17 protein-coding genes are annotated in these 22,472 nt (G+C 51.9%); 5 read left to right on the forward strand and 12 right to left on the reverse strand.

The features are described from left to right. Positions 1-9: 9 nt before the first annotated feature. From O6D90_RS23775 to O6D90_RS23810, 8 genes are all read right to left on the reverse strand, one after another. Positions 10-1,521: a UvrD-helicase domain-containing protein gene (locus O6D90_RS23775; protein ID WP_000811656.1), complete on the reverse strand. Its 1,512-nt coding sequence runs from the start codon at positions 1,519-1,521 to the stop codon at positions 10-12. Positions 1,522-1,807: 286 nt separating this feature from the next. Further along, positions 1,808-2,848 carry a DNA-binding protein gene (locus O6D90_RS23780; RefSeq protein WP_000101568.1) on the reverse strand — a complete coding sequence of 347 codons (1,041 nt, stop codon included), beginning with the start codon at positions 2,846-2,848 and terminating at the stop codon, positions 1,808-1,810. 152 nt (positions 2,849-3,000) lie between these two features. Beyond that, positions 3,001-3,876, reverse strand: coding sequence for a DNA replication terminus site-binding protein (locus O6D90_RS23785; protein WP_001097010.1), 876 nt, complete (start codon positions 3,874-3,876; stop codon positions 3,001-3,003). Positions 3,877-4,202: 326 nt separating this feature from the next. Then, positions 4,203-4,694, reverse strand: coding sequence for a hypothetical protein (locus O6D90_RS23790; RefSeq protein WP_000139717.1), 492 nt, complete (start codon positions 4,692-4,694; stop codon positions 4,203-4,205). Then, positions 4,691-5,560: a 3'-5' exonuclease gene (locus tag O6D90_RS23795; RefSeq protein ID WP_000997323.1), complete on the reverse strand. Its 870-nt coding sequence runs from the start codon at positions 5,558-5,560 to the stop codon at positions 4,691-4,693. Before O6D90_RS23795 ends, O6D90_RS23790 begins: the two co-directional genes overlap by 4 nt. Before the next feature lie 4 nt (positions 5,561-5,564). Next, a complete protein-coding gene (locus O6D90_RS23800; RefSeq protein WP_000543934.1) occupies positions 5,565-6,575 on the reverse strand; it encodes a tyrosine-type recombinase/integrase in 1,011 nt (336 codons plus the stop codon). Between the two features lie 2 nt (positions 6,576-6,577). Then, entirely contained in the window at positions 6,578-7,114 is a 537-nt protein-coding gene (locus O6D90_RS23805) for a hypothetical protein (protein WP_000949433.1), read from the reverse strand. Between the two features lie 298 nt (positions 7,115-7,412). Continuing rightward, positions 7,413-7,694 (reverse strand): hypothetical protein, encoded by a 282-nt coding sequence (locus O6D90_RS23810; protein ID WP_000575657.1) that lies wholly within the window; start codon positions 7,692-7,694, stop codon positions 7,413-7,415. A gap of 261 nt (positions 7,695-7,955) precedes the next feature. On the opposite strand from O6D90_RS23810, the gene O6D90_RS23815 reads away from it, so the two are divergent. Then, positions 7,956-8,558, forward strand: a complete 603-nt coding sequence (locus tag O6D90_RS23815; RefSeq protein ID WP_000278322.1) for a hypothetical protein — start codon at positions 7,956-7,958, stop codon at positions 8,556-8,558. Between the two features lie 15 nt (positions 8,559-8,573). On the opposite strand, the gene O6D90_RS23820 is transcribed toward O6D90_RS23815, so the two are convergent. Continuing rightward, complete coding sequence (locus O6D90_RS23820; protein WP_000791469.1) at positions 8,574-9,026, reverse strand: hypothetical protein; 453 nt, start codon at positions 9,024-9,026, stop codon at positions 8,574-8,576. A gap of 166 nt (positions 9,027-9,192) precedes the next feature. After that, on the reverse strand, positions 9,193-9,492 hold the full coding sequence (locus O6D90_RS23825) for a hypothetical protein (RefSeq protein ID WP_270956702.1): 300 nt from the start codon (positions 9,490-9,492) through the stop codon (positions 9,193-9,195). Positions 9,493-9,585: 93 nt separating this feature from the next. Here O6D90_RS23825 and O6D90_RS23830 point away from each other — a divergent pair, with 93 nt between their 5' ends. From O6D90_RS23830 to O6D90_RS23845, 4 genes are read left to right on the forward strand one after another with little or no spacing between them, the layout of a single operon-like run. Then, complete coding sequence (locus O6D90_RS23830) at positions 9,586-11,613, forward strand: type I restriction-modification system subunit M (RefSeq protein ID WP_270956703.1); 2,028 nt, start codon at positions 9,586-9,588, stop codon at positions 11,611-11,613. Then, the gene (locus tag O6D90_RS23835) at positions 11,610-12,917 is read left to right on the forward strand and encodes a restriction endonuclease subunit S (RefSeq protein ID WP_270956704.1); all 1,308 of its coding nucleotides are present in this window, start codon (positions 11,610-11,612) and stop codon (positions 12,915-12,917) included. Before O6D90_RS23830 ends, O6D90_RS23835 begins: the two co-directional genes overlap by 4 nt. Then, positions 12,918-16,175 (forward strand): type I restriction endonuclease subunit R, encoded by a 3,258-nt coding sequence (locus O6D90_RS23840; protein ID WP_270956705.1) that lies wholly within the window; start codon positions 12,918-12,920, stop codon positions 16,173-16,175. Positions 16,176-16,179: 4 nt separating this feature from the next. Further along, on the forward strand, positions 16,180-17,448 hold the full coding sequence (locus O6D90_RS23845) for an ISL3 family transposase (protein ID WP_270956706.1): 1,269 nt from the start codon (positions 16,180-16,182) through the stop codon (positions 17,446-17,448). A 491-nt stretch (positions 17,449-17,939) separates the two neighbouring features. Here the strand turns inward: O6D90_RS23845 and O6D90_RS23850 are convergent, their stop codons facing one another. After that, positions 17,940-18,212: a MafI family immunity protein gene (locus tag O6D90_RS23850; protein WP_000787563.1), complete on the reverse strand. Its 273-nt coding sequence runs from the start codon at positions 18,210-18,212 to the stop codon at positions 17,940-17,942. Beyond that, positions 18,209-22,363, reverse strand: a complete 4,155-nt coding sequence (locus tag O6D90_RS23855; RefSeq protein ID WP_014342219.1) for an RHS repeat-associated core domain-containing protein — start codon at positions 22,361-22,363, stop codon at positions 18,209-18,211. The genes O6D90_RS23850 and O6D90_RS23855 overlap by 4 nt, the downstream gene beginning before the upstream one ends. Positions 22,364-22,472: the final 109 nt, after the last annotated feature.

Consider the following 22,472-nt stretch of genomic DNA (forward strand, 5'->3'; position numbering starts at 1 on the left):
TTGACCAAACTATTTGGTCGTGTCCTCTTCAACTTCTGTCGCTTCTGCGGCCATCTTCATCTGCTTCTCGACCATGCGTTTTTGGGTGATGTAGCGGATAACCATCTCGACAGCGCTGTTCAACGCAAGGATTCGCATCGCTCTGGTGGATGCAACGTAGAGCAGGTTTATTTCATCGTCACGGGCCATTGGGTCGAGCTCTGGGTCCAGGACATCCGGAAAGTCGTCATAGAGCTGAACAAAGTCCCACTCCAACCCTTTGCACCGATGAGCTGTTGAGACCGTAATGTCAGCCCCAAACTCTTCTTTGACTGTATTGCGTCGTAGAGTGGTGAGTCGTTCAGGGATTTCATCGTAGCTGTTGATGATCTTGACAGCCCTCATCATCTCAGGGTCTTTGGTCGCCTTCGCTACTTCTTGATACTCGAAGTAGTCTTCATACTCATCAAGCAGTTTCTTATTCTTTACCCGGTCTGGCTCTGCCATCGAAAACCAGTACAAATCCTGGAGCTCATTGATCTGGTAAGCGTCGATTCCACCGACCCAGAATACCTGCGCTCCGGATTCGGTCGCAGAGAGCGCCGTCTCTATAACCCCCATGACGGTTCGGTGAAGTATTGCGCGGTGGCCCACGTCACCTGGTAAAAACATGAGTACCTGATCTGCTGGTCCCCGGCCAACAACAGGTCGTGTTTCACCTTTGAGTTCAAGAAGGGCGTTTGCCACCAGCGAAACGTTGGGGCCAAAGCGGAAGCTATGAGTGAGATAGAGTTGGTCGGCGTTCATGAGCTCTTTGCTATCAAGGGCGTTGTTTGCGCCTCTGAACCTATAGATCTGCTGGTGGCGATCTCCAACCAGGATTACCTTGCAGTTCTGCTGTAGGACGATGCTACTTGTTACGGGGTTAGCGTCTTGTGCTTCATCAAAAAGAATGGTGGTGTACCGGCGAGACAGATTCGGCATCCCGAGCTGATACTGTTTGAGGTAGCAATCGTGTACGGTCGGGAACGGATCTTGAACGTTTGTCATCCGTTTCCATATGAGCTCAGCACCTTCGACCACCTGGATTTGGTATCTCTCCTGTTTGGACGTAAGCACTTTACCCGTATCGGCGCGAGCAAAATGCGTATAAAGAATCCGCATGTCTGCACTACACATAAAGGCGTTGAGCGTATCGAGAATATCTTTGGCAAACGTCCAGTTCTTGGTATTCACCGCTTGGGCAATATCGGTGAGCCTTAGGTTGCCGGAGAGTTTGTGCTGGTAGCCCCTTCCTATAGTGGCGTAGGCAAGCTGGTGGGACGTTTTGCAGTCTACGTTTGCAGGAAACTTTTCTCTTGCCTCGTCGCGGATAGCCCTGTTGTATGCCAAGTAGAGGATACGTGAATCGAGGTTGTTGTGGGCGTACTTCACCAGTGTCGTGGTTTTACCCGTTCCAGCGTAGGCCTTAACGACAAGGCGAGGCCCTTTGTACTGAGTGATCAGTGATTGTTCTGGTGTGTCAGGAGGAAGTTGTTTCATGAGGCCCCCTACGACAAACACATCTGGAGAGTGATGCGCTTCTTTTGTGTCGAGAGGAACGTACTGATCCGCTTTTCTTCTCGGGGGAGGGATACTTCACAATCCAGATCTGTCCACCAGTCTGGGGCTTTACCTTGAGCCACCTCCGTAACCCAACTATGGAGACGGTGTAACCAGCGATAGTCGCCAATAGATGAGGTGGCTAGTGTCATAGCCTCCTCAATCTTGGTTTGAAGAGCCGCAGCTCTGTGTCGCCACTCTTCTGAATATTTAGCCTTTCGCGCCATCAGTTTTCCTCTTTCTTTTTCCCTCCCTTACCAGCTTTAGCGAGCTCTTGCTCCAACCCAGAAATTTTGGTCAGTGCATCATTGAGTCTTTGTTCGAGGCTCTTGGCCTGCTGGTCTTTTTCCTGCAACTGACCAGCCATCATGCCTTTGTCTTGAACAAGAGCGCGAGCTTCTGCTTCGGCGCTGGATAATTTGGCGTCCAGCTTTTCTACCTCTCCAGATAGGCGCTGGCACTCTCGTTCAGCGGATTCGCCATGAGCTTTGGCTGTGGCAAGGGAGTCCTGTGATTGGGCCAGTTTGGCCTGTACATTTTCGAGCTGCTCTTTCAACGATGTTTTTTGTTCCTGAGCGGCCCGGAGCTTTTCTGTCTGCTCTATACTCTTGCCTTTTTGCTCCTCCAACTCACCCTCTGTAGTTGCCAATTTTTGGCTCAAAGAGCGATTTTCGCTTTTAGCTTGCTCCAGGTGATCCTGTGCTCGGGTCAGATCTGCGGCTTTCGCCTCCAGCTTGCCCTCCAACTCAACGATCCGCTTTTCCAGCTTATCAATGTCAGCCAGTGAGCGTTCTAGCTCCGCAGACTTGAGGGATAGCGAGTTTTCTGCCTTACCAAGGGCCGCATCGAGCTCTGATTTTTTGTTGGTGAGAGCTTCAAGTTGTTCCTCCAGTAGCTCAGCCCGTTCGGTGGCATCATTTGCCATGTCCACGGCTTGCTGCATATCTTCCTGGTACTCAATTTCTTTCTGTCGTAGCAGTTCACGCTCGCGCTCAAGCTGTTCATCGGCGCTTGCTTTGGCTACCGTATAGATCTTCTGTAGGAAGAGCTCAGCATCGCTCATAACCGATTCTGGAAGGACTACCTCTACCAGCTCTTCATCGAGGGAGTGTTCCTCTGACCACTGTTTGAGATACGTTGAAATGGTGGTAAAGCTCCCCTTGCCAATGATGTCTCTGATAGCGATGACCGTTGGGCGTTTACCGGCGTCCTTGAGCTTTTGGGCCGCAGCCGCTACATCGTCAAACTCAACCAATTTTCTTGCCATGAGAACGTTCCTTTTAATTTGTAATGTTTACGATAATTACGATAATACGGTAATTATCATAATTATATATCATGCTGCTGTCGATTGGAATTGTTTGTGTGGGACAAAGCCCTTCCGGCTGCGGAAAAGCCTTGTTACGCGGTCACGCTGATTCATCCAGGGAAGGATTCGATAGTGACTCCACCGAAGGTGCCAAGGATTTCCGATGCCGCTTTATCAGATCGAGTTTTGCGTTGTTCTGAGGCGTCAAAGTTACGAAGCAATTTGAGCTGAACATCCTTATCCTGGAGCACGATCAGGGGCATTGGCGCGGTAACGGTTTTGAGTACCCCTGCGGCCATGACGTTTGCCACCGGTTGAACCTTTACTTCCCTTCGCTCCCGGAGATAAGGCTCCGGGGTGCTGGCGATCTTCTGGATAAGCTGCTCCAGGGGAAGTTGATAGTCTGGCCCAGATCGCTCCAGCTCCTCTCTGATGCGTTGCAAAAGCTCCTCTTTTACGGGCTTCTTCAAGGAGTCCTTCCGTTGCCAGGTGAAGCGGATAGAGTCGATGTCGCCATTGGTATAGCACCGAATTTGTCTGTAAAGGTGGAGAGTCATGACACCAGGGCAGTCCGCTCGAAGTGCTTCAAACCTCTCTTGCCTGGTGGGGTACGTCGAGATAATGAACTCCTCGATACCAGCTTTGGCCGCGTTGATGCGTTCAACCGTCGCCGCAATTTCGTCAGCTACACCAATCCTGGAAGGGGAGAACCAGAGTACCCCCACGGTGCGCCTGGCAGACTTCTGCGAATAGTCTGGGTTGATGTGAAGATCTCTGTAGCTGTGCGCTGCCAGCTCAAGAGCTTCGCGCCCAGTTTGTTCAGTTACGACAATCTTGTTGACGGGCTCGTTCTCCATTCCTTTTCCGGTAGGAGGGATGGCCGCAACTTTTGCGTACCGTGGCGGTAGTCGTTTGATAAGAGAGGACAGGTTCGTTAAGTCGCGGCACATGGCCGAGAATTGTTCTGATATGAAGTTTTTAGCCATGCTGCCGCCTATGTGTGGGTTTGTTCTAACAGTTCATTGGTTACATAGTAGACAGATTTAGACCATCATGCAACGAGGGGGAGGGGCAAGAATACGCCTCCGCTTCGCGTCGGCGGGTGCCCTGTTTGACCTTCGTGTGTGAGATTAGATTGAGAAAGAGAGAGAAAAAGAGAGAAAAAGAGAGAAAGAAGAAAAGCGCGGGGCAAGCCAGAAATGTGGCTGAGGGGGACTGCTGGGGTGGGGCTGGCACCCTCTATACCCCACTTTGCATGATGGTCTAACTTTGTGGTTATAGGACGACTTTTAGAGTGCCTAGATTTGCTCGATTAGGACAAATTTCGGTCCATCCACGCTGATTGGCGTAGCAGCGCGATGGCATCAGAAGGGGTAACTTTCCATGCGTTGGAAAGCTGGCGAACTGCGAAGACTGCGAGCTCCATTCGGTCGTCATCATTGATGAAATTCTGGAGCTGGTTTCCTCGCTCACTAAGGATGATCGCAACACCGGCCTTGCCGTTGTTGTAAACCGCAAAGCTCTTATTCTTCGCGTCGCCGTGATAGGAACCCTCAGCCTTGCTACGCAAACCAAAGAGAACGCTGCAAAACGCCGTCAGTTCGCCGCGAGTGAGCTGCACCGTGATCTTGCTTTTCCAGTCTGGGCTGGACCCCGATGCCCTGATCGGCGCAATCTCGATGCTGACCGTAGGATATTCACCTCTGGTTAGCGTGTGTTGCACATTCAGGCCGGTGCGTTTCGCGGGGTCCTTCTGCCAGTCTGAGAAAAATTTGAGACTTTCGCCGTAGGATTGTTCTGTCATTCCAAATTACCTTTGCTTTGAAGCTCCTGGAGCTGGACCACGAGGTCACGTTGGACTTTGGCTATCTCTGTCACCAAGTCGGCGGTGGCAATAGCGTCGGTCGCTGCTGAATGGGCTCGACCTTTCCAGCTCACACCTGCCTCGCAGGTGGCATCCGCAAGTGAGATTGTGCCGTGCCGGTTGGTTGAGCCAAAGGCATCAGCCGCCAGCTTCATCGCGCACAGACAGTTCTGCTCTTGCCACCAAGAGAGTTGGTCTCCAAATGCACTGGCTGTTTGCCTCAACATCCTACTGTCGAAACTGGAGTTAAATATCACCAGATGACGGCCCGACAAAAGCCGGGCGAGAGCTGGCGCAACTTGAGTCCACGTAGGCTCATTCGACAGCTCAGTCTCGGTGATGCCATGAACACCCATTGCCTGAGGGTCTATTTCCACGGTTGGCCGTAATCTGGTGCAGAGGAGAACCGCGCCTCTGATGTCAGTAACAGCCAGCTCGATCACCTGGTCTCTTTCACCAAGTCCGGTCGTCTCGGTATCGAGAACCAGAGGTTCCAGAGCGACCCACCTTTGTGCCATGACAGAGGCCTTTGCCAGGTTGCTACGCATTCTTGCCTTGACCGAAAGGATGGATTGCGCCCTTATTTGCTTTTGTGATGCCGGTGAACAACCCCTTCTCCGCATTGGTTGGCAATCTGCTATCCGGTACACTCCAAATTGGCCACCATACCCGTTTTTGTAGAACGAAACTGGCTCTACTCCTGGCTTAGGCTTCATCCGAAATTCGTCCCTGAGCCGTCCTTTTGAAAAGCACCTATCGGCTTTCATGGCTTCGGCTCTGGCAAGTTCGAGTTCTTCATCATTCATGCTGTTAATCCGCTATATCGAGGCGTTGGCTCGCTCTCTTCAAACGCTCATCGCCGCGTCTGTCATATTTCTGGGTAGTTGCAATGCTTGAGTGGCCCATTGCGTCCTTCACGGTCACAATATCCTCACCGTTATCCAGCATCGAGGAGGCAAAGGTGCGTCGCAGGTCATGGGGCGCAAACATCTCCAGACCGGCTTCAACTCTTCTGGTCTCCAAGATGTGGTAGATGGCCTGATCCGACATCCGCTCTCCAGTCACATCATCAAACCGCCTGATCCTCGGGAATAAAGGCCCTTCATGCGTTCCTCGAACCTCTTCAACCCACTTATCCAGTCTTTTCCATGCGCCACCAGGCACATACGCCATTCTCTCTTTGTTGCCCTTGCCAAGAACCTTGAGAGCGCGGTCCTTGTAGATCATGCTTCCCATGTCCAGCGCAACGATTTCCGAGCGGCGCAAGCCACACCCGAGGAGCACCCCGAGAATGGCCGCATCCCGAAGCCCTTTGGCGCTTGAATCACTTTCACATGTGAAAAAGAGGCTGCGAATCTCATGGCGTTCAAGTGCCCGCCCTTTAGGAAGTCGAGATCCACGTACTGAACGGACTTGCTTAATGTGCTGGAAGCTATCCGTATCAATTTGCTTCATCGTCCAGGCTTCAAGAGCCACCCCTTTGAGCGCTGACAGGTAGGTGTTGATCGTTGCCGGAGCCTTCCCTGCATCCCCCAGCATTTCCAGCACCGCCAATATGTGGTGCCGCCTCATTGAGCTCCATGCACAGTCACGAAGGTTCTGAAACCCGATCATCTTGGCGACAATGTTGAGGAATGAGCTCATGGTCTGCCTGCTTCGCTTTGACCCGAGGCTCACCAGATAGGCGACGGCGGGGTTGTCCTGGATGTTCCGGAGCGAGCTCGATGACGGCAACAGTTCACCGCGAATGCTTTGTTCTGCCGGAACATTTACTTTCGCATGTGAAACTAGCTCTTCCTTGTCATTGTTTGTGTCGTGCAAAGTTACCTCCTAAGCCCGACCGCAACGAGAAGAAAATCCCATATTTTGAGGTGAAGAGGTAGTTCCTCCTCCATATGTTGCGTTTCGTAGCTTTGCATCAGTGGTTCAAACTTGGTTGGATTGCACAGCAATTCGTAAACTGTTCGGTTGGGCTTGGTGATCGGCTTATTCGGAGTGAATCCATGTTTGTTCTGGAGGTACAGCGCTACCGCGCCACTTCTGGATTCTCCGTAATAGCAATGAACGAAGATCTGATCGATACCGCTACCAACCAATCCATCCAGGAAGGTGGACAGCTTTTCAGCCTGGGATGAGTCAATGTAAGAGGCGTAATTCATCCGGAACGCTGCCTTCATCGTGTGGATGGTGTTCTCAGAATAGCCGCCGTCATAGAAGCTATCGCGGTACAACTGCCCCCACTGTCCGAGAGCGGCAGGGGACTTGTCTGGGTCAGTTATGGAGATCATGGCCGCACCGGGAACCGGCTCCAGTCTTTCGGCCTCCGCTTGACTAATGAAAAAGACTTTTTTGCTAAGCATGTCCCATCATCCCCTTACAAGGATGTGTTGCGAGTAGCTCACGCGCCTGACTTTGCCCCTCTTGAGTATCTACAGGAGCGGTCGTATACACACCTCCATGCCGCAAGTCCACAATACTGGTCCGACAGCAAGAACCTACGTTCTGAACTTTATTGTCCGAATCCAAACCAGCAAAAGTATGGCACGGTCCAGGGAATGGTTTCCTGCAAATAGAGCAGCGCTCAAAGTTCTTATCGAGGATTCTCTTTAAAACTTTCTCAAATTTGTTTTTGTTTAACATCGAGTTCTCCACACAAAGTTACTGGCCGAGCATCCCAGCCAAGGTGGTCTGCTGGCCTTCGCTACAAGGTGCAAATCCGGCAAAAGCACCGGCATTAACCTTGAGCTCATCAAAGCGTCCATCGGTGTCCCGGTAGTACACCTTACGTTTTCCAATTCCACCTTCGAGGTTTGCGGCCAACCAGGCGATCACTGCATCAGCATCGTTCGTAACTGATGCTCCCTGATCCAGATCGATAAGTACCAGGTGGGTGTCCGTCTGGAGTGCCACTTCAAAGGTCGCTCTTACATCAAAAATCACTGGTCGCGCTCCTTGTAAAAAGTGGGCATTCAGCACCACCTATCCTATTCCAAAAACTCTACTTTTTCAAAGATACATTTTAATAAGTAGAACAACAGCAAGAGGAACTCAAATTTATTTACCGTAATTATCATAATTACGGTAATACGGTAATTTTACAGATTTGGATGGAATGGTATAAGATGTCTCGCTGGAACATACTTGCTGAAAAAACGCTTAACAACGATAGTGAAAACATCATGTACAGGTGCGAGAGATAATATGTATAAGAGCCTTGAAGATCTGATGGCGGGTATTTACGAGATGGCAGCGCCAGATGGCATCATCTGTAACGAGGTTTCCAAATTCCTTGCGGCCAACCAGGTCAAGCCGGAAGACATAAGCTCTGGGATCTGGTTTTTCCTGTGGCTGAAATCAGCTCCCAAGGATGCGAAGCCAATCCAAAAAGAAATCCCCGGATTTGGAGTTGTTCTCAACATGCCGACTTATGGCGGAACGCTCAACGAAGCAATCACAGGGTTGATCGAGAACGAGTGCCGTCAAATAGAGCTCGCTGAGGGACATCCGAGCCTTGAGGCTTGGGTTGAATCAGTATTAGCCGGTCGAGATGACGGAGAGGAAAATGAAGCTGCGGCCAATATCGTGGATCTGCTTAATGGGTGTCACGACCTACTGGATACAGCAATAATCAATTACCTTTTTAAGGTGGGAAAAATCAACGAGCAAGAGATTTTGTCGCTCATCTATTATGGAGAGCTATGTGACCACTCTCTTGTCGGTACGCCTTTTTCAACGTTACATATCCCGAGTGAAAATAACGTCCACGAACGTAACATCATCCCCATTAAAAAAGGAGCCAGTTAGGCTCCTTTTTGTTACTCAGGGTTTGCTTTGAGAAACAACTTCATTCCAAGTATGCAGCACCTTCGATAGGTGCTGATGCTTTCTGGTGAAGTCCTTATCATCCAAGAGTGCTTTAAATGGCGCGTTCAGGTCACTGCATGTGACGTTCTTGCCGATCACAGACAGGGTATCCTGGAGTGATCCACCAGCAGCATCAAGCCCCATTCTATCGACGGTCTCACTACTCACCATTGCCTGGACAACATTGGTGAATGCCTTTGAGTTGAGCTGCTCAACGCTCAGAGCTGTATTGCATTTCTGCTCAACCGCTTGCTTGTACTGGATGGTGTACTTTGCAGTGATAGGTGACATGGTGTTCATCGCAAGTATGTATGCGTCTACCTCACTGGTCGGTAATGTCGCGGCATAGACTGACGAGCATGATGCGGCTGCGGCCATTATCAAAGTTATTACCTTCTTATTCTTCATTTCTCTGAAATCCCCCTTTAAAATATGGAGCTACAACTCATTTGTACCAATCATAATACTATTGATTTCCAAAAGTATCTCTCTCTACTGACTCTATGATGGCTCGCCTTCCAAACACTTGGCCGCTGGCGGCGGCTGGGCCAACGCCAGAGCCTGATCCACACTATCATCCGCCTGAAAAAAATCTCATTACCTCTGACGGATAAAGAAACAGATTTCCCCCTTTGGCAAAAAACAGATACCAAACAGAAAAAGCCACAGAAAAAACACCTGCAACACACACTTCAAATCTATTTCTTGCAGAGAAATACTTGTAGTGCTTTTTTTCGTATCTCGGGGCTCTCATTTTGACTAGATTTTTCAATGTCAACCAAAGAAAGATAACCCCAGTAGGAAGGATAACTATCACAACCCCAAAGAAATAAAGGCTATTTGCATTCTGAGGTAGGATTGCAGATTTAGCCAAGAATTGAAATCCATCCCCTTTTGTGCAAAAGCTGGTTGACAATCATTCACTTGGAATTGTACTGTTTTGTGCAAAATGTGGTTGGAGTCCAGAATGAACGAATTTACGGGATCAGCAGCTTCACAGGCTGACTTTATTTGGAAGAACGCGGAAGACCTGTGGGGGGACTTCAAGCATACGGACTTTGGCAAGATCATTTTGCCGTTTACCTTGCTGCGCCGCCTAGAGTGTGCGCTGGAGCCGACCCGCGAGGCGGTGAGAGAAGCGCATGACGCTTTCAAGGATGCCGATGTTGAGCTGGATACCATTCTGCGCTCAACCGCTGAATACCCCTTCTACAACACCTCTGAATACTCCCTTGAAACCCTAGGTAGCACCAAGACGCGCCGCAATCTGGAAGACTACATCGCCCTGTTTTCGGATAACGCCCGCGCTATCTTCGAGGAGTTCGAGTTTGGCAATACGGTGATCCGACTGGAGAAAGCGGGCTTGCTGTACAAGATTTGCCAAAACTTCGCCAAGATCGACCTGCACCCGGACGTGGTGCCGGATCGGGTGATGAGTAACATCTACGAACACCTGATCCGCCGCTTTGGTGCTGAGGTCAATGAAGGAGCCGAGGACTTCATGACGCCGCGTGACATCGTTCACCTGGCGACCGCATTGCTGCTTGACCCGGATGATGCCCTGTTTGAGGCCAGCCCAGGTTTGATTCGTACTCTGTATGACCCGACCTGTGGCACGGGTGGCTTCCTCACCGATGCCATGAACCATGTGGGTGACTACGGTAACCGCGACAAGATCCCGCCAGTGCTGGTGCCGCACGGGCAGGAGTTGGAGCCGGAAACCCATGCGGTTTGTGTGGCCGGTATGCTGATCCGCCGTTTGGAGTCGGACCCTGGCCGAGATCTGTCGAAGAACATCCGTCAGGGCAGCACGCTGTCCAACGACCAGTTTGCCGGTGAGCGTTTCCACTACTGTCTGTCCAATCCACCTTTTGGCAAAAAATGGGAGAAGGACAAAACCGCCGTCGAAGCGGAACATAAAAAAGGTGAGCTGGGCCGGTTTGGGCCAGGTCTGCCGAAAATTAGCGATGGCTCCATGCTGTTTTTGATGCACTTGGCGAGCAAGCTGGAACTGCCGAACAACGGCGGTGGCCGTGCCGCTATCGTGCTGTCGGGTTCGCCGCTGTTTAACGGTGGTGCCGGGTCTGGCGAATCGGAAATCCGCCGCTGGTTGCTGGAAAACGACCTGATTGAAGCCATTGTTGCCCTGCCAACGGATCTGTTCTTCCGCACCAATATCGCCACCTACCTGTGGCTCCTGTCCAACAAGAAGCCGCAGGAGCGCAAAGGCAAGGTGCAGTTGATCAACGCCACCGACCTGTGGACTTCGATCCGCAACGAGGGCAACAAGCGCCGTATTGTGAGCGATGATCAGCGTCGCCAGATTTTGGACATCTATGCCGCAGGGGAAACCGGAGCGTTTTCCCAGATGCTGGACTACCGTACCTTTGGCTACCGCCGTATCAAGGTATTGCGCCCGCTGCGCATGACCTTGGAACTGGATGAGGTGGGCATCGAGCGGCTGGAAGCCGAAGCCGCCTGGGGGAAGCTCTCCGACGCGCATCAGGCATTCTGGCGCGACGCCCTCAAGCCGCTGATTGGGCAAACGCAGAGTTATAGCTGGGCAGAAACCTTTGCCAGGGACGCTATCAAGTCCGAGGAGGCCAAGAAACTTAAGGTCAAGTCCAACAAAACCTTTATCACTGCGCTAATCAATGCCTTTAGCCACAAAGACCCGGAAGCAGAGCCGGTCACAGATTCCAACGGCGAGCTGGTGCCAGACACAGATTTAACTGATTACGAGAACGTCCCCTATCTAGAGGACATAGACGACTACTTTGCCCACGAAGTGCTACCCCATGTCCCTGATGCTTATATCGACGAAAACTTTATCGACGATAAAGACAAACGGCTTGGGCGCGTGGGTTATGAAATCAACTTCAACCGCTTCTTCTACCAGTACCAGCCGCCGCGTAAGCTGCATGATATTGATGAAGACCTGAAGCAAGTGGAAGCCGAGATTGCTGCACTACTGGCGGAGGTGGCCAGCGAATGAGCCAGTACAGAGCGTATCCTGCGTATAAGGATTCCGGCGTTGAGTGGATTGGGCAGGTGCCGGAGCATTGGAAGGTGGCGAGAGTCAAGCGACTGGCGTCATTGCGCAATGAACGACGAAATGATGTATCTACTGATACCATTTATATCGGACTTGAGGATGTAGAAGCAGGATCAGGGCAGTACAAGCCAACGAATGGAAGCTCTCGTCAATCAGAATATTCAACTGTAGGCATCTTTTATGAAGGGGATGTCCTGTACGGTAAGCTGCGTCCATATTTGCGAAAAGCCATTATTGCAGAGATGGCAGGGTGCTGCTCAACAGAATTTTTGGTTCTAAGGGCTGAAAAAACAGAACCCAGATGGCTGCAAGAATGGCTTTTAACTCCTGATGTAACGCATCAAATAGAGTCAGGATGCGAGGGAGCTAAAATGCCTCGTGCAGATTGGGGGCATATCGGTTCAATTGAAGCTGTATACCCAGCTCAGCCTGAGCAAGCGCAAATACTAACTACCCTCGACCGCGAAACCGCCCGTATTGATTCGCTTGTCGAGAAGAAAACCCGCTTTATCGAGCTACTGAAGGAAAAGCGCCAGGCGCTGATTACCCATGCTGTCACCAAGGGCCTAGACCCCAACGCGAAGATGAAGGATTCCGGCGTTGAGTGGATTGGGCAGGTGCCGGAGCATTGGGAGGCGACAAAACTGAAGTATGTTGCTGCATTCTCTGGTGGTGGTACGCCATCAAAAGAAAATCCAGACTATTGGAACGGTTGCATCCCTTGGGTCTCTCCAAAGGATATGAAACATGAGGTGATTACCGATTCTATAGATCATATAACTACCAAAGGACTGGAAAATAGTGCCACGAAACTGATTGACTCGGGAGCGGTGTTGCTGGTTGCTCGATCAGGTATTCTTCGCCACACGATACCGGTTGGGATCAATAATGTTCCTGTTAGCTTAAATCAGGACATGAAAGCATTGAGCCTTGATGAAACTAGGGTTAGACCCCGGTTTATACTTCGGTGGGTACAGGGCCTTAACCGCTCGTTGCTTGGGATATGGGCAAAAGAAGGAGCTACTGTTGAAAGCTTAGAGCATGAATATGTAGCGAACACTCGTCTACCTCTTCCAGACCTGAAGGAGCAAGATGCCATTCTAGCCACCCTCGACTGCGAAACCGCCCGCATTAATGCTCTGATTAGCAAGGCTGAACAAAGTATTACCCTGCTCAAAGAACGCCGCGCCGCCTTTATCACCGCCGCTGTCACCGGCCAGATTGATTTGCGAGGAAAACAATAAATGCAGTCAGCAGCACATCAGGAAAAACACTTCCAGCAATACATCATCGACCGGTTGGTAGAACAGGGCTGGAAGCTGGGCGATCCCAAGTTCTACGACACCGAGCGGGCGGTGTACCCCGAAGACTTGGAAAGCTGGATCAAAACCAGCGGTCAGCAGGAAAAATGGGACAAGCTGGAACGGCTCAACGGGGCCAAAACCCTTGAAGTGCTGATGGAACGCTTGGATAAAGCATTGGAGAAACAAGGCACCGTTCAGGTGTTGCGCCAGGGCTTTTCTATTGCCGGTTGCGGCCTGATCGAGATGACCGAGGCCGCACCGGAAGACAAGCGCAATGCAGCAGTCATTGAGCGCTACCAGGCCAATATCCTGCGCGTGGTGCCGGAGCTGAAGTATCACCCGGCCCGTGAATTTGCCATTGATCTGGTGCTGTTTATCAACGGCCTGCCGGTGGCAACCGTCGAACTGAAGACCGACTTCACCCAGTCCTGCGAAGCGGCCATGGATCAGTACCGCAATGATCGTCTGCCGTATGACGCTAAGACCAAACGCCGGGAGCCATTGCTGACCTTCAAGCGTGGGGCGGTGGTGCATTTCGCCATGTCCGATTCAGAAATCATGATGGCGACCAAGCTGGATGGAGAAAACACCTTTTTCCTGCCGTTCAATAAGGGACGCAAGGACGAAAGCGGCACGGTACATTCGGGTAACCCGCCAGGTGAGATTAAGGTCGATGGTACCCAGGAATACCCGGTAGCCTACTTCTGGGAGGCGGTCTGCCAGCCGGATGCCTGGCTGCGGATTTTCCATAGCTTTGTCTACGTCGAGAAAAAGGACGTGGTGGATATTCAGGGCAACTGGTCGAAGAAAGAAACCCTGATTTTCCCGCGTTTCCACCAATGGACGGCAGTGAACCAGATGCTGGCCGATGCCCGCGAAAACGGCGCAGGCATGACCTACCTGTGTGACCACAGCGCCGGTTCCGGCAAGACCAGCACCATTTCCTGGACGGCCCATGACTTGGTGAAACTGCGCGAAGATAACGGCGACTCGGTATTTAACAGCGTGATCATTGTAACCGACCGTAATGTGCTAGACGGCCAGCTTCAGGACGCGGTGAAACAGATTGACCATCAGTTTGGGGTGATCGCCGCCATTGACCGGCAGAAGTCATCCAAGTCCAAGAGCAAGCAGCTCTCGGAGGCCTTGTTGTCTGGCACGCCGATTGTGGTAGTCACGATCCAGACCTTCCCCTACGCGATGGAAGCCATCATCACTGACAAAGCCCTGAAAGGGAAAAACTTTGCGGTGATCATTGATGAGGCACATAACTCGCAGACCGGCTCTACCGCCGCCAAACTGCAAGCCGCGCTGGGGATGAGTGGGCAAGGCAAGATGTCCACCATGACGGTGGATGAACTGCTGGAGCAACTGCAAAAGTCTCGCGCCCGCCCGGACAATATCAGCTATTTCGCCTTTACCGGTACGCCCAAGCACTCTACTTTGATGCTGTTCGGTCGCCCAACAGACCCGAGCCAGCCGGCCTCGAACGATAACCCGCCGCAAGCCTTCCACCTGTACACCATGCGCCAGGCCATTGAGGAGAAATTCATTCTCGATGTGCTGAAAGGCTATGTGCCCTACAAAACGGCCTTCAACCTTTCCAAGCAGCTTGAAGACAGCAAGCGGGTGAGCGGCAAGGCTGCCAAACGCGCCCTGGCACAGTGGATGTCATTGCACCCCACCAATGTGACCCAAAAGGTGCAGTTTATCGTTGAGCACTTCACCAAGAACGTCGCGCACCGGCTCGATGGCAAGGCCAAGGCGATGGTGGTCACCAGCTCCCGTGCTGCTGCCATTCGCTACAAGAAGGCGTTTGACCGCTATATCGAGCAGCACATTGAGTACAGCTTTATTCATTCACTGGTGGCCTTCTCCGGCAAGATGACTGGCAAGCAGGTGATGCATCAGGATGACGGTGAGTTTAAGGACGATGTGTTTATCGTCGATGAGAGCGAGGAGTTCACCGAGCAGAGCATGAACCCGGATGTCCAAGGGCAGGATTTGCGCTTTGCCTTTGACCGCCCTGAATACCGGGTGATGTTGGTGGCCGACAAGTTCCAGACAGGCTTTGACCAGCCCAAACTGGTCGCCATGTATGTAGACAAGAAAATCGCCAACCATGTGGAGATTGTGCAGACCTTCGCCCGCCTCAACCGGACGGCCCCCGGTAAGGACGAGGTCTTTATCATCGACTTTGTGAACGACCCAGAGAATGTGCGTCAGGCCTTTACCACCTATGACAAGGGTGCTCACATCGACGAAGTGCAAGACCTTAATGTGGTCTACGAGATCAAGGAGCGCTTGGACGAGCACGGCCTATACGACGATAAGGACTTGGCCGCGTTCAAGGAAGCTCGCTTCAAGACCATTCGGGACATCACCCATACCAAATCGCCGCAGCACAAGGCGCTGTATGCCGCCACTGCTGGAGCGACGGCCTTGTATAACGACAAGATGAAAATGCTGCGTGATGGCATGGCGACCTGGGAAGCGGCTTTTGAGAAGGCCCGTGCTAAGGGTGATGAGGCAGGTATGAAGTCTGCCGATCACCATCAGGATGAGTACGCCGAGCAAATCAAGGCGCTGATTGGCTTTAAGTCGGATTTGGGGCGTTTTTGTCGTACCTACTCTTATATCGCCCAACTGATTGATTTTGGCGACCCGGAGCTGGAGAACTTCGCCGCGTTCGCCAAGCTGCTGCAAAAGCGTCTATTACACGAAGCACCGGAAACGGTGGACTTGACCGGCTTGGTGCTCACCGGCTTTGACATCAATGCTCGTACAGATAACGCGGAAGACGAAGGCGAAACCCCGGTACTGCAACCGATAGGTGCAGGCGGTGGTGGCGCGGCAGGCGACAAGCCGAAATTCGTCAAAGAGATTATCGAGAGGCTCAACAGCCTGTTTGGTGAGGCGACGCCGATCCAGGATCAGGTGGCTTTCGTGAATCAGATTTCAGCGATTACCGGTGAAAGCGATGTCGTCATGGCTCAGGTGGAAAGCAACACCCGTGAGCAAGCTATGAAAGGCAACCTCCCCGGTGCTGTTCAGCAAGCGGTTGTTCGTGCTTTGTCCAGTCATCAGAAGCTGGCAACCCAGGTGCTCAAGTCAGACCGTCAGGGCATGACTGCATTGGTTGATATGGTGTATGACTTGCTGCGCGAAGGCAAAGACATCGACCTGGATATGGATTAAGCCAATGCTTGATCTGCTGAATCTGCCAGGCATCAAGCCGGTCGATATGCGCCACGAAAGTAAGTGCCTTGTGATAATTGCTGAGTCGGTAACGGTCGAAGTGCCGTTATGTGGGGACTGTAACACCCCCATGCACAAACATGGCACGCGCAAAAACAAGTTCATGGACACGCCGCTGTACATGGAGCCCGTCCGCCTTGAAGTTCAGCGCCCGCGCTTTCGCTGTGAGTCGTGCGGCAAAATGTCCATGCCGGAGTTGAGTTTTCTGGATGACAAACGCCGAGCCACCAAACGGCTGGTCGATGTTATTCGGCAACAGTGCCTGGGAACCACCTTCCATGCTTTAGCCGAGCAAACCGGTGTGGCGGTGAACACCGTCAAGAACATCGCTCACGATCTCATTGAGGAACTCTCCCAAACCGTTCGTTACGAAACCCCTGTCATCATGGGAATCGACGAAGTGAATCTGGCCGGCGGGTATCGCTGTGTAATCACCAACCTGGCAACCAACAATGTCTTTGATATGTTGGAGCATCGTACTCAAGAGCACCTGATGCCCTTCTTCAAGGATTTGCCGGATGCTGACAAGGTGGAATGGGTCTGTACGGATATGTGGCGCCCCTTCAAGCGTTCCTTTGCTCAGTATCTGCCCAACGCCAAACTGGTGATCGACAAGTTCCATGTCGTCAAGATGGCCTCTGAAGCCCTGGAAGCGGAGCGCAAGAACTATCAGGCACAGTTAAGCAAAGAAGATCGGATTTATGTCAAAAAGTCCATTCGCTGGCTAACCCTGAAGCGGCCCGGCAACCTGACGCCCGCGGAGCAAAAGGCGCTGGAGGTTGTAAAGCAGGCGATCCCAGAACTTGCCGTGGCCTATGACTTCAAGGAAGCCTTCTTCTGCATCTACGACGAACCCGATAAGCAGAGCGCTCAGAACGCCTTTGAGGCTTGGGAGAACAGCCTGCCGCCTTATGGTATGGAGCCTTTCAAAAAACTGGTGAAAACGGTACACAACCATTACGACGACATCTTTGCCTACTGGGATGCGCCGTTCTCAATCACCAATGGGTATACCGAAGGGCTCAACGGCTTGATCAAGATGTCCAACCGGTTAGGTCGGGGTTACAGCTATGACATCATCCGTGCAAAGACGTTGTACTCCAAAGAAGCCCGCAAGGTCGGCAGTGGTATTCGAGCAGGACGAGGCAAGGTCGAGTATGGGCCGCACATTCCGACATTGTTGAAGCAGGCAGAAGGTGGGGAGTTGGATTAACGCGAGAGAGGGCGCGTCTGAGAATCCAACCAATGTTAGATTTTCGCAGAGTGGTGAAAAACAGAAAAATCCAACCAGAGGCTGCTTTTTGTCCGACTAAGAATCAAGGGTTAGAATGGATGAATTCCAACCCTAGAATGCAAATAGCCGAAATAAATTGTGTATATAATAAAATCAAACCAGTTATTGATTTCCATAAGCCGTCCCCAATGCTGCGCCAATAGCAGAACCATGTGAGCCGTATTTAATCCCTGGATTCCTCATTAGCTCTCTTTAACTTTAATATTTTCCTTAGATTTAAGTATCCATAGATTCCTGAGAACACTCCATACCCCCCCCAAACACCAACGGACAGATATAAGGCGAATTTGCTTAGAGGCCCATTCACATAATTTAATAAAGCGAACACTGCAATTCCTATAAAGGCTCCAGCTAACGGAAATCCAAGCAGATATACTGCTCTATATTTTAAACCGGTTTTTTTCATCTTATTATTTATCTATATGTTTTGAAATCTTATCTACAATGGATGTAGTATCCATATTCATTATCCTCCCTGCTTTTTCAATCAGAAACTCAGCTTCATTTGTTATGTTCTTTGACTCTTCATTAATAATGTCAATGATAGTTTCTAGTGCGATTCCATACTCACCCACATCAATAAATTCTTGCACTTCTATACTTTCAGATTCAGAAAACGAATCAGACAGCACCATAAGCAAAAGATCTAGCGTGGATTCAATTTCTCTATATTCATTTTTCATTTTGGATTCCTTGGTACGTTTGTTGGAAAACCTGAAACAATATCACCATTAGATTCTTGTATTACACGAACATTAATACCTTCTTTAACTGCCTCTGCAATAGTCCTACCACCGCGCCCAGCCTTTCGAGAAACATTTGGATCGGTAGCTATATCGGAAATGACGTGCATAATTTTTTCATCAGACCAACTTTGAGGAAACTCACTTTTTCCAGGCTTGCCTGTTCCTGCTCGATGCCCTCCACCAGTGGCGTCACCATCAAGAATATGCTTACGTCTCTGGGAACTGGCTAGGTCTACAAAATCATCAGCCGTATTTTTAAAAGCGCGTTCCGCAACATTCCCTAGCGCCTTATAGTTGCCAGGCAGGATAATCCCAGCAGCAAAAAGCCCCCCGGAAATCCACTTTTCTCTTGAGGTCGCACAATCACTGGTGATGGTCTTGAAGGTGTCATAGGCGTCCCAAGCGCTCAAGGCAAAGTCTATGGCAACATAAGCCCCCAGAAGAAGCGGCACAAACTCCCCTGTTGGATCTGCATTGCCTATCGGGTTGCTCAGCGCATAGGCATAGGTGTTAATCCCACCAGCCAGCCCAATCGGGTCACTGGTGATGTAACGCCCGGTATTCGGGTCGTAGTAACGCCGCCAGTTGTAGTGGAGCCCGGTCTCCGCGTCGTAATACTGTCCTGGGAACCGCAAATTGAAGGTCGGCCCCTGAGTGGTGATGCTGGCCTTACCGAACGGGCTGTAGCTCGCCTTCCAAACCACTTGGCCGCTGGCGTCGGTTAGCGCCTTCGGGGTGCCCAGATGATCGACGTGGACTTGATAGGTCTGTCCTGACTGAGCAAAGCTCAAGGGGGTGCCATCGAGCCAGATATACTCCGCCAGCACGTCTCCAGTGGCTGCGTCCAGCTCCTCGATGAGGTTTCCTGCCAAGCCGTAAATCAGTAGGCGGGTCTGGCCGTTTAGGGTCTTAGTTACACGCTGATCCAGATGGTTGTAGGTGTAAGCTGCTGTCACTCCAGCGACCGTTGCGGCCACCAGCCGGTTCTGGCTGTCATAGGTGAAGGTATCCGCCCCCTGCTTCGTCAGGTTGCCATTGGCGTCATAGCTTCTGGAGGTTTGCCCAGTCTTCACCAGCCAGTTGTTCATGTAGTTGATGGTGTAGCTTTGGCTCAGGCCATCGGTCGTGATCGAGGTCCTGTTGCCGGTGGCGTCATAGCCATAGCCCAAAACGCCATAGAGCCCCTCAGCAGAGGTGATGCGGCCAACCGCGTCATAACCGAGTGACTGATTGACTGATGAGCTGAGATTGTCGTCTATGGCTGAAATCAACGAGTCTGGCGTGTACCGATAGACCAGCGAATGCACTCTAGTAGCGTCGATGCCGGTGACTCGGTAATTGAGATCCAAAGAGCGACTTTCTGAAATGCCGTTCCATCTGACCATACTGGTGACGGGGCCAAAGGGCGCTCGCTCGATCTGGCTTGCCAGGCTTGTTGTGGTGCCTGCTTGTGTCGTTGCCACCTCGATGACGTCACCGGCTAAATCACGGGTGTAGGAAACCTCACGACCACTGGGATACGTGATCTTCGTGATGAGGCCTGCACCATCGTATTGGTACTGGGTAGTAAGGCTCTGCCCGTGGGTTTCCCAGGTCTCGTAAGCCAACCATCCTTCGGGTGTATAGCCATATCTCCGGACACCGTTGCCATCATCGACTGAGGTCAAGCGGCCCATGCCGTATGGTGAGGTTGCTTCGTCGTACCCGTACAGAATTGGCGATTCGCCAGCGACACCGCTGGATGCCTCGATGATCCGGTTCAGCGCGTCGTAGCTGTAGCTTGTGGTTTGTCCCTTGGCCGTCTTGCGCGTTGCCACGTTACCGGCTTCGTCATAGGTAATGTCGGTGGTGCCGGTGTCCGGGCTCCGGACCTGAGTCACTTCGCCAAAGCCGTTGTAGCTGTAGTAGGTCAGGCGCGAACGAGGGTCGGAGACACGGTAAACATCGCCGGTATCCTTGTAGAGCACCTGCGTGACCTTCCCGAGTGGATCGGTCGTTTGTGTCCGGTGATGGAAGCCGTCGTACTTGTAGGAGTGTGTGTTACCAGAGGGACTGGTCTCCTGTATCAGGTTTGCCACCACATCGTAGGAAAACGATGACTGATTGCTATAGGCGTCGGAGACACTGGAGAGCCAGCCGATTTCGTTGAAGATCCGGCGCTCTATCCAACGGGTCTGGCCCAGCGCATCGAGCAGTCGCTCTTCTACTGGGTTCCCGAGGTCATTGAGCTCAAGCTCGCGCCGGTTGCCCTGTGCATCTGTTTCCGCCACCAGCCGATGTGCAGCGTCGTACTCATAGCTGACGGTTGCACCATTTGGCTTAGTCAGCGAGCTCAGGAGGCCCACAGCATCATAGTTGTAGGCCGTGGTTCCTTCTGGTCCAGTGGAGCTGACAAGTCTTCCTCTGGCGTCATAGGTGAGGGTTTGGGTTACACCGTTGACGCCCTGAATGGTCCCGGCGCGACCGTTCGCGTCGTAGTCACCAAACTGCATCACCTGCCCCAGCGCGTTTGTTGTCCGGATCAGGTTGCCCTGGTCATCGTAGTCAAATGTCGTAACATCGCTGACGTCGGTGCGCGGACCATCAACCGAGGCCAACAGGCTCGGCTTTCCTGTACCAACAGGGGCATAGGTGTAGGTCCATGTCCGGGAAGCGCCCGAGCTGCGATCTGTGACCTTGCGGCTTATCACCCGGAGATGAGTGTCGTAGGTAAGCTCAGTGATCCTGGTTGGTTCCGTGATTTTTGCAGGGAGCGACTTGGAAGGAAGCCAGTCGGTCGTAACCTTGCCCCCATCCTGGTCTATCTGGGTGGTTTCCAATCCCCGGTCGTTATGGGTGAACGTGCGCTTCTGTCCAGCACGATCTGTAATGCTGGAGACGAGGCCTTTGCTGTCGTAGACGTAGGTTTCCTTGCCTCCCACAAAGCCGGTACACGGCGCACCCTCAACAACATCAGGCTTGAGCATCCCGTTGTGACGGCTGTAGGTATATCGCTGAACGTGGCCGAGGGCGTTGGTGACAGAGACGCTTCCGTCAGCGTTGTAGCTTACCTGAGTCTTCTCTGCGCCCCCGGCGTGTTCACTTAGAACTGCCATCCCCTGAGCATCATATCCCCATGTGGCGAAACGGTTGCCGTTCTCGTCCACCAGCCCAGAGAGCAAACCCGGTGCATTCGGGTCATCGTAGAGATAGCTGCGGCTCGTATTGTCCTGGTAGATCACTTCCGCCAGCTTGCCAGCGCTGTTGTACTGGTACTGAATACTGCCACCAGCAGGATCGGTGACACTGACCATGCGGCCATCTTGATGCTGGAACTGGATGTTGCGGCCAAAGCCGTCAGTGATCGAGGATAGCTCTCCGTTCAGATAGCTCAGGGTGATGTGATTGCCGTTGGGCTTCTCGATGCCGGTCAGTCGTCCGGTTTCATCATAGGCCTCGACTACCCCGTCAGATTGAGTGTAACGCCAGCCGGTAGCATCCTTCGTCAAGGTATCATCGGTTTTCCATGTTGGCACCCAGACAGAGGACGAGTTGTAGAACGCGAGTTGTTGCCCTTCTGGCCGGTGCAGGACAACCATGTTCTCACCGTACTTCGAGGCGTTGACCTCGACGCTCCGCGAGTAGGTATGCCGCCAGCCGCCGAGCTCTTCATCAGGAAGGTGGCTATTGTAGTATCTGGTGAATGTGAAAGGGTCGGAGCCTCCGCTTTGATAATCCAGTTCAGCCTGGAACTTGTTGCCGGTGCCAAGATGGATAGGGTTCCCTACACACATGGTCGTTGTTGGTAAGCCGAGATCCCTGTCCAGGAACGGTGTTTTATCCATCTCACCCGGCAGAACATAGGTTGAGCGCCAGTAGACCGTAGCTGGGTCGCCAGTGCAGGTAGTGGGGTCATAATCGCCAGTAGCACCTAGATACTTAAAACAGATCCTGGAGACATAACGGCCATCACCATAACTGGCAACCGGATAAAGCGCATCCCCAACTGGCGTTCCCTTCCCTTGCTCCTCACCAGAGCGATAATTCTTCATGAAGGAATGCGCGTCTATGATGGTGTTGAAGCGCATTTTGTCTACTTCGGTGCTCACGGCTACAACCCGCCATTGTGCAAAAGCAACGCATGGCAAAGTTGCGAGCACCACAACGGCCAATGACCGCAGGTTTCGCATCAGTAAAAGGGAAGGTCTCGATCTCATT

This window comes from Citrobacter sp. 21OH12SH02A-Citro (assembly GCF_027919895.1).
GTDB classification, from domain to species: Bacteria; Pseudomonadota; Gammaproteobacteria; order Enterobacterales; family Enterobacteriaceae; genus Citrobacter; species Citrobacter braakii.

What these genes read in the sequence shown, in the direction of transcription:
- O6D90_RS23775 (WP_000811656.1), bottom strand. Translation starts at nt 1,521, where the DNA reads ATGAAACAACTTCCTCCTGACACACCAGAACAATCACTGATCACTCAG.
- O6D90_RS23780 (WP_000101568.1), bottom strand. Translation starts at nt 2,848, where the DNA reads ATGGCAAGAAAATTGGTTGAGTTTGACGATGTAGCGGCTGCGGCCCAA.
- O6D90_RS23785 (WP_001097010.1), bottom strand. Translation starts at nt 3,876, where the DNA reads ATGGCTAAAAACTTCATATCAGAACAATTCTCGGCCATGTGCCGCGAC.
- O6D90_RS23790 (WP_000139717.1), bottom strand. Translation starts at nt 4,694, where the DNA reads ATGACAGAACAATCCTACGGCGAAAGTCTCAAATTTTTCTCAGACTGG.
- O6D90_RS23795 (WP_000997323.1), bottom strand. Translation starts at nt 5,560, where the DNA reads ATGAATGATGAAGAACTCGAACTTGCCAGAGCCGAAGCCATGAAAGCC.
- O6D90_RS23805 (WP_000949433.1), bottom strand. Translation starts at nt 7,114, where the DNA reads ATGCTTAGCAAAAAAGTCTTTTTCATTAGTCAAGCGGAGGCCGAAAGA.
- O6D90_RS23815 (WP_000278322.1), top strand. Translation starts at nt 7,956, where the DNA reads ATGTATAAGAGCCTTGAAGATCTGATGGCGGGTATTTACGAGATGGCA.
- O6D90_RS23820 (WP_000791469.1), bottom strand. Translation starts at nt 9,026, where the DNA reads ATGAAGAATAAGAAGGTAATAACTTTGATAATGGCCGCAGCCGCATCA.
- O6D90_RS23830 (WP_270956703.1), top strand. Translation starts at nt 9,586, where the DNA reads ATGAACGAATTTACGGGATCAGCAGCTTCACAGGCTGACTTTATTTGG.
- O6D90_RS23835 (WP_270956704.1), top strand. Translation starts at nt 11,610, where the DNA reads ATGAGCCAGTACAGAGCGTATCCTGCGTATAAGGATTCCGGCGTTGAG.
- O6D90_RS23840 (WP_270956705.1), top strand. Translation starts at nt 12,918, where the DNA reads ATGCAGTCAGCAGCACATCAGGAAAAACACTTCCAGCAATACATCATC.
- O6D90_RS23845 (WP_270956706.1), top strand. Translation starts at nt 16,180, where the DNA reads ATGCTTGATCTGCTGAATCTGCCAGGCATCAAGCCGGTCGATATGCGC.
- O6D90_RS23850 (WP_000787563.1), bottom strand. Translation starts at nt 18,212, where the DNA reads ATGAAAAATGAATATAGAGAAATTGAATCCACGCTAGATCTTTTGCTT.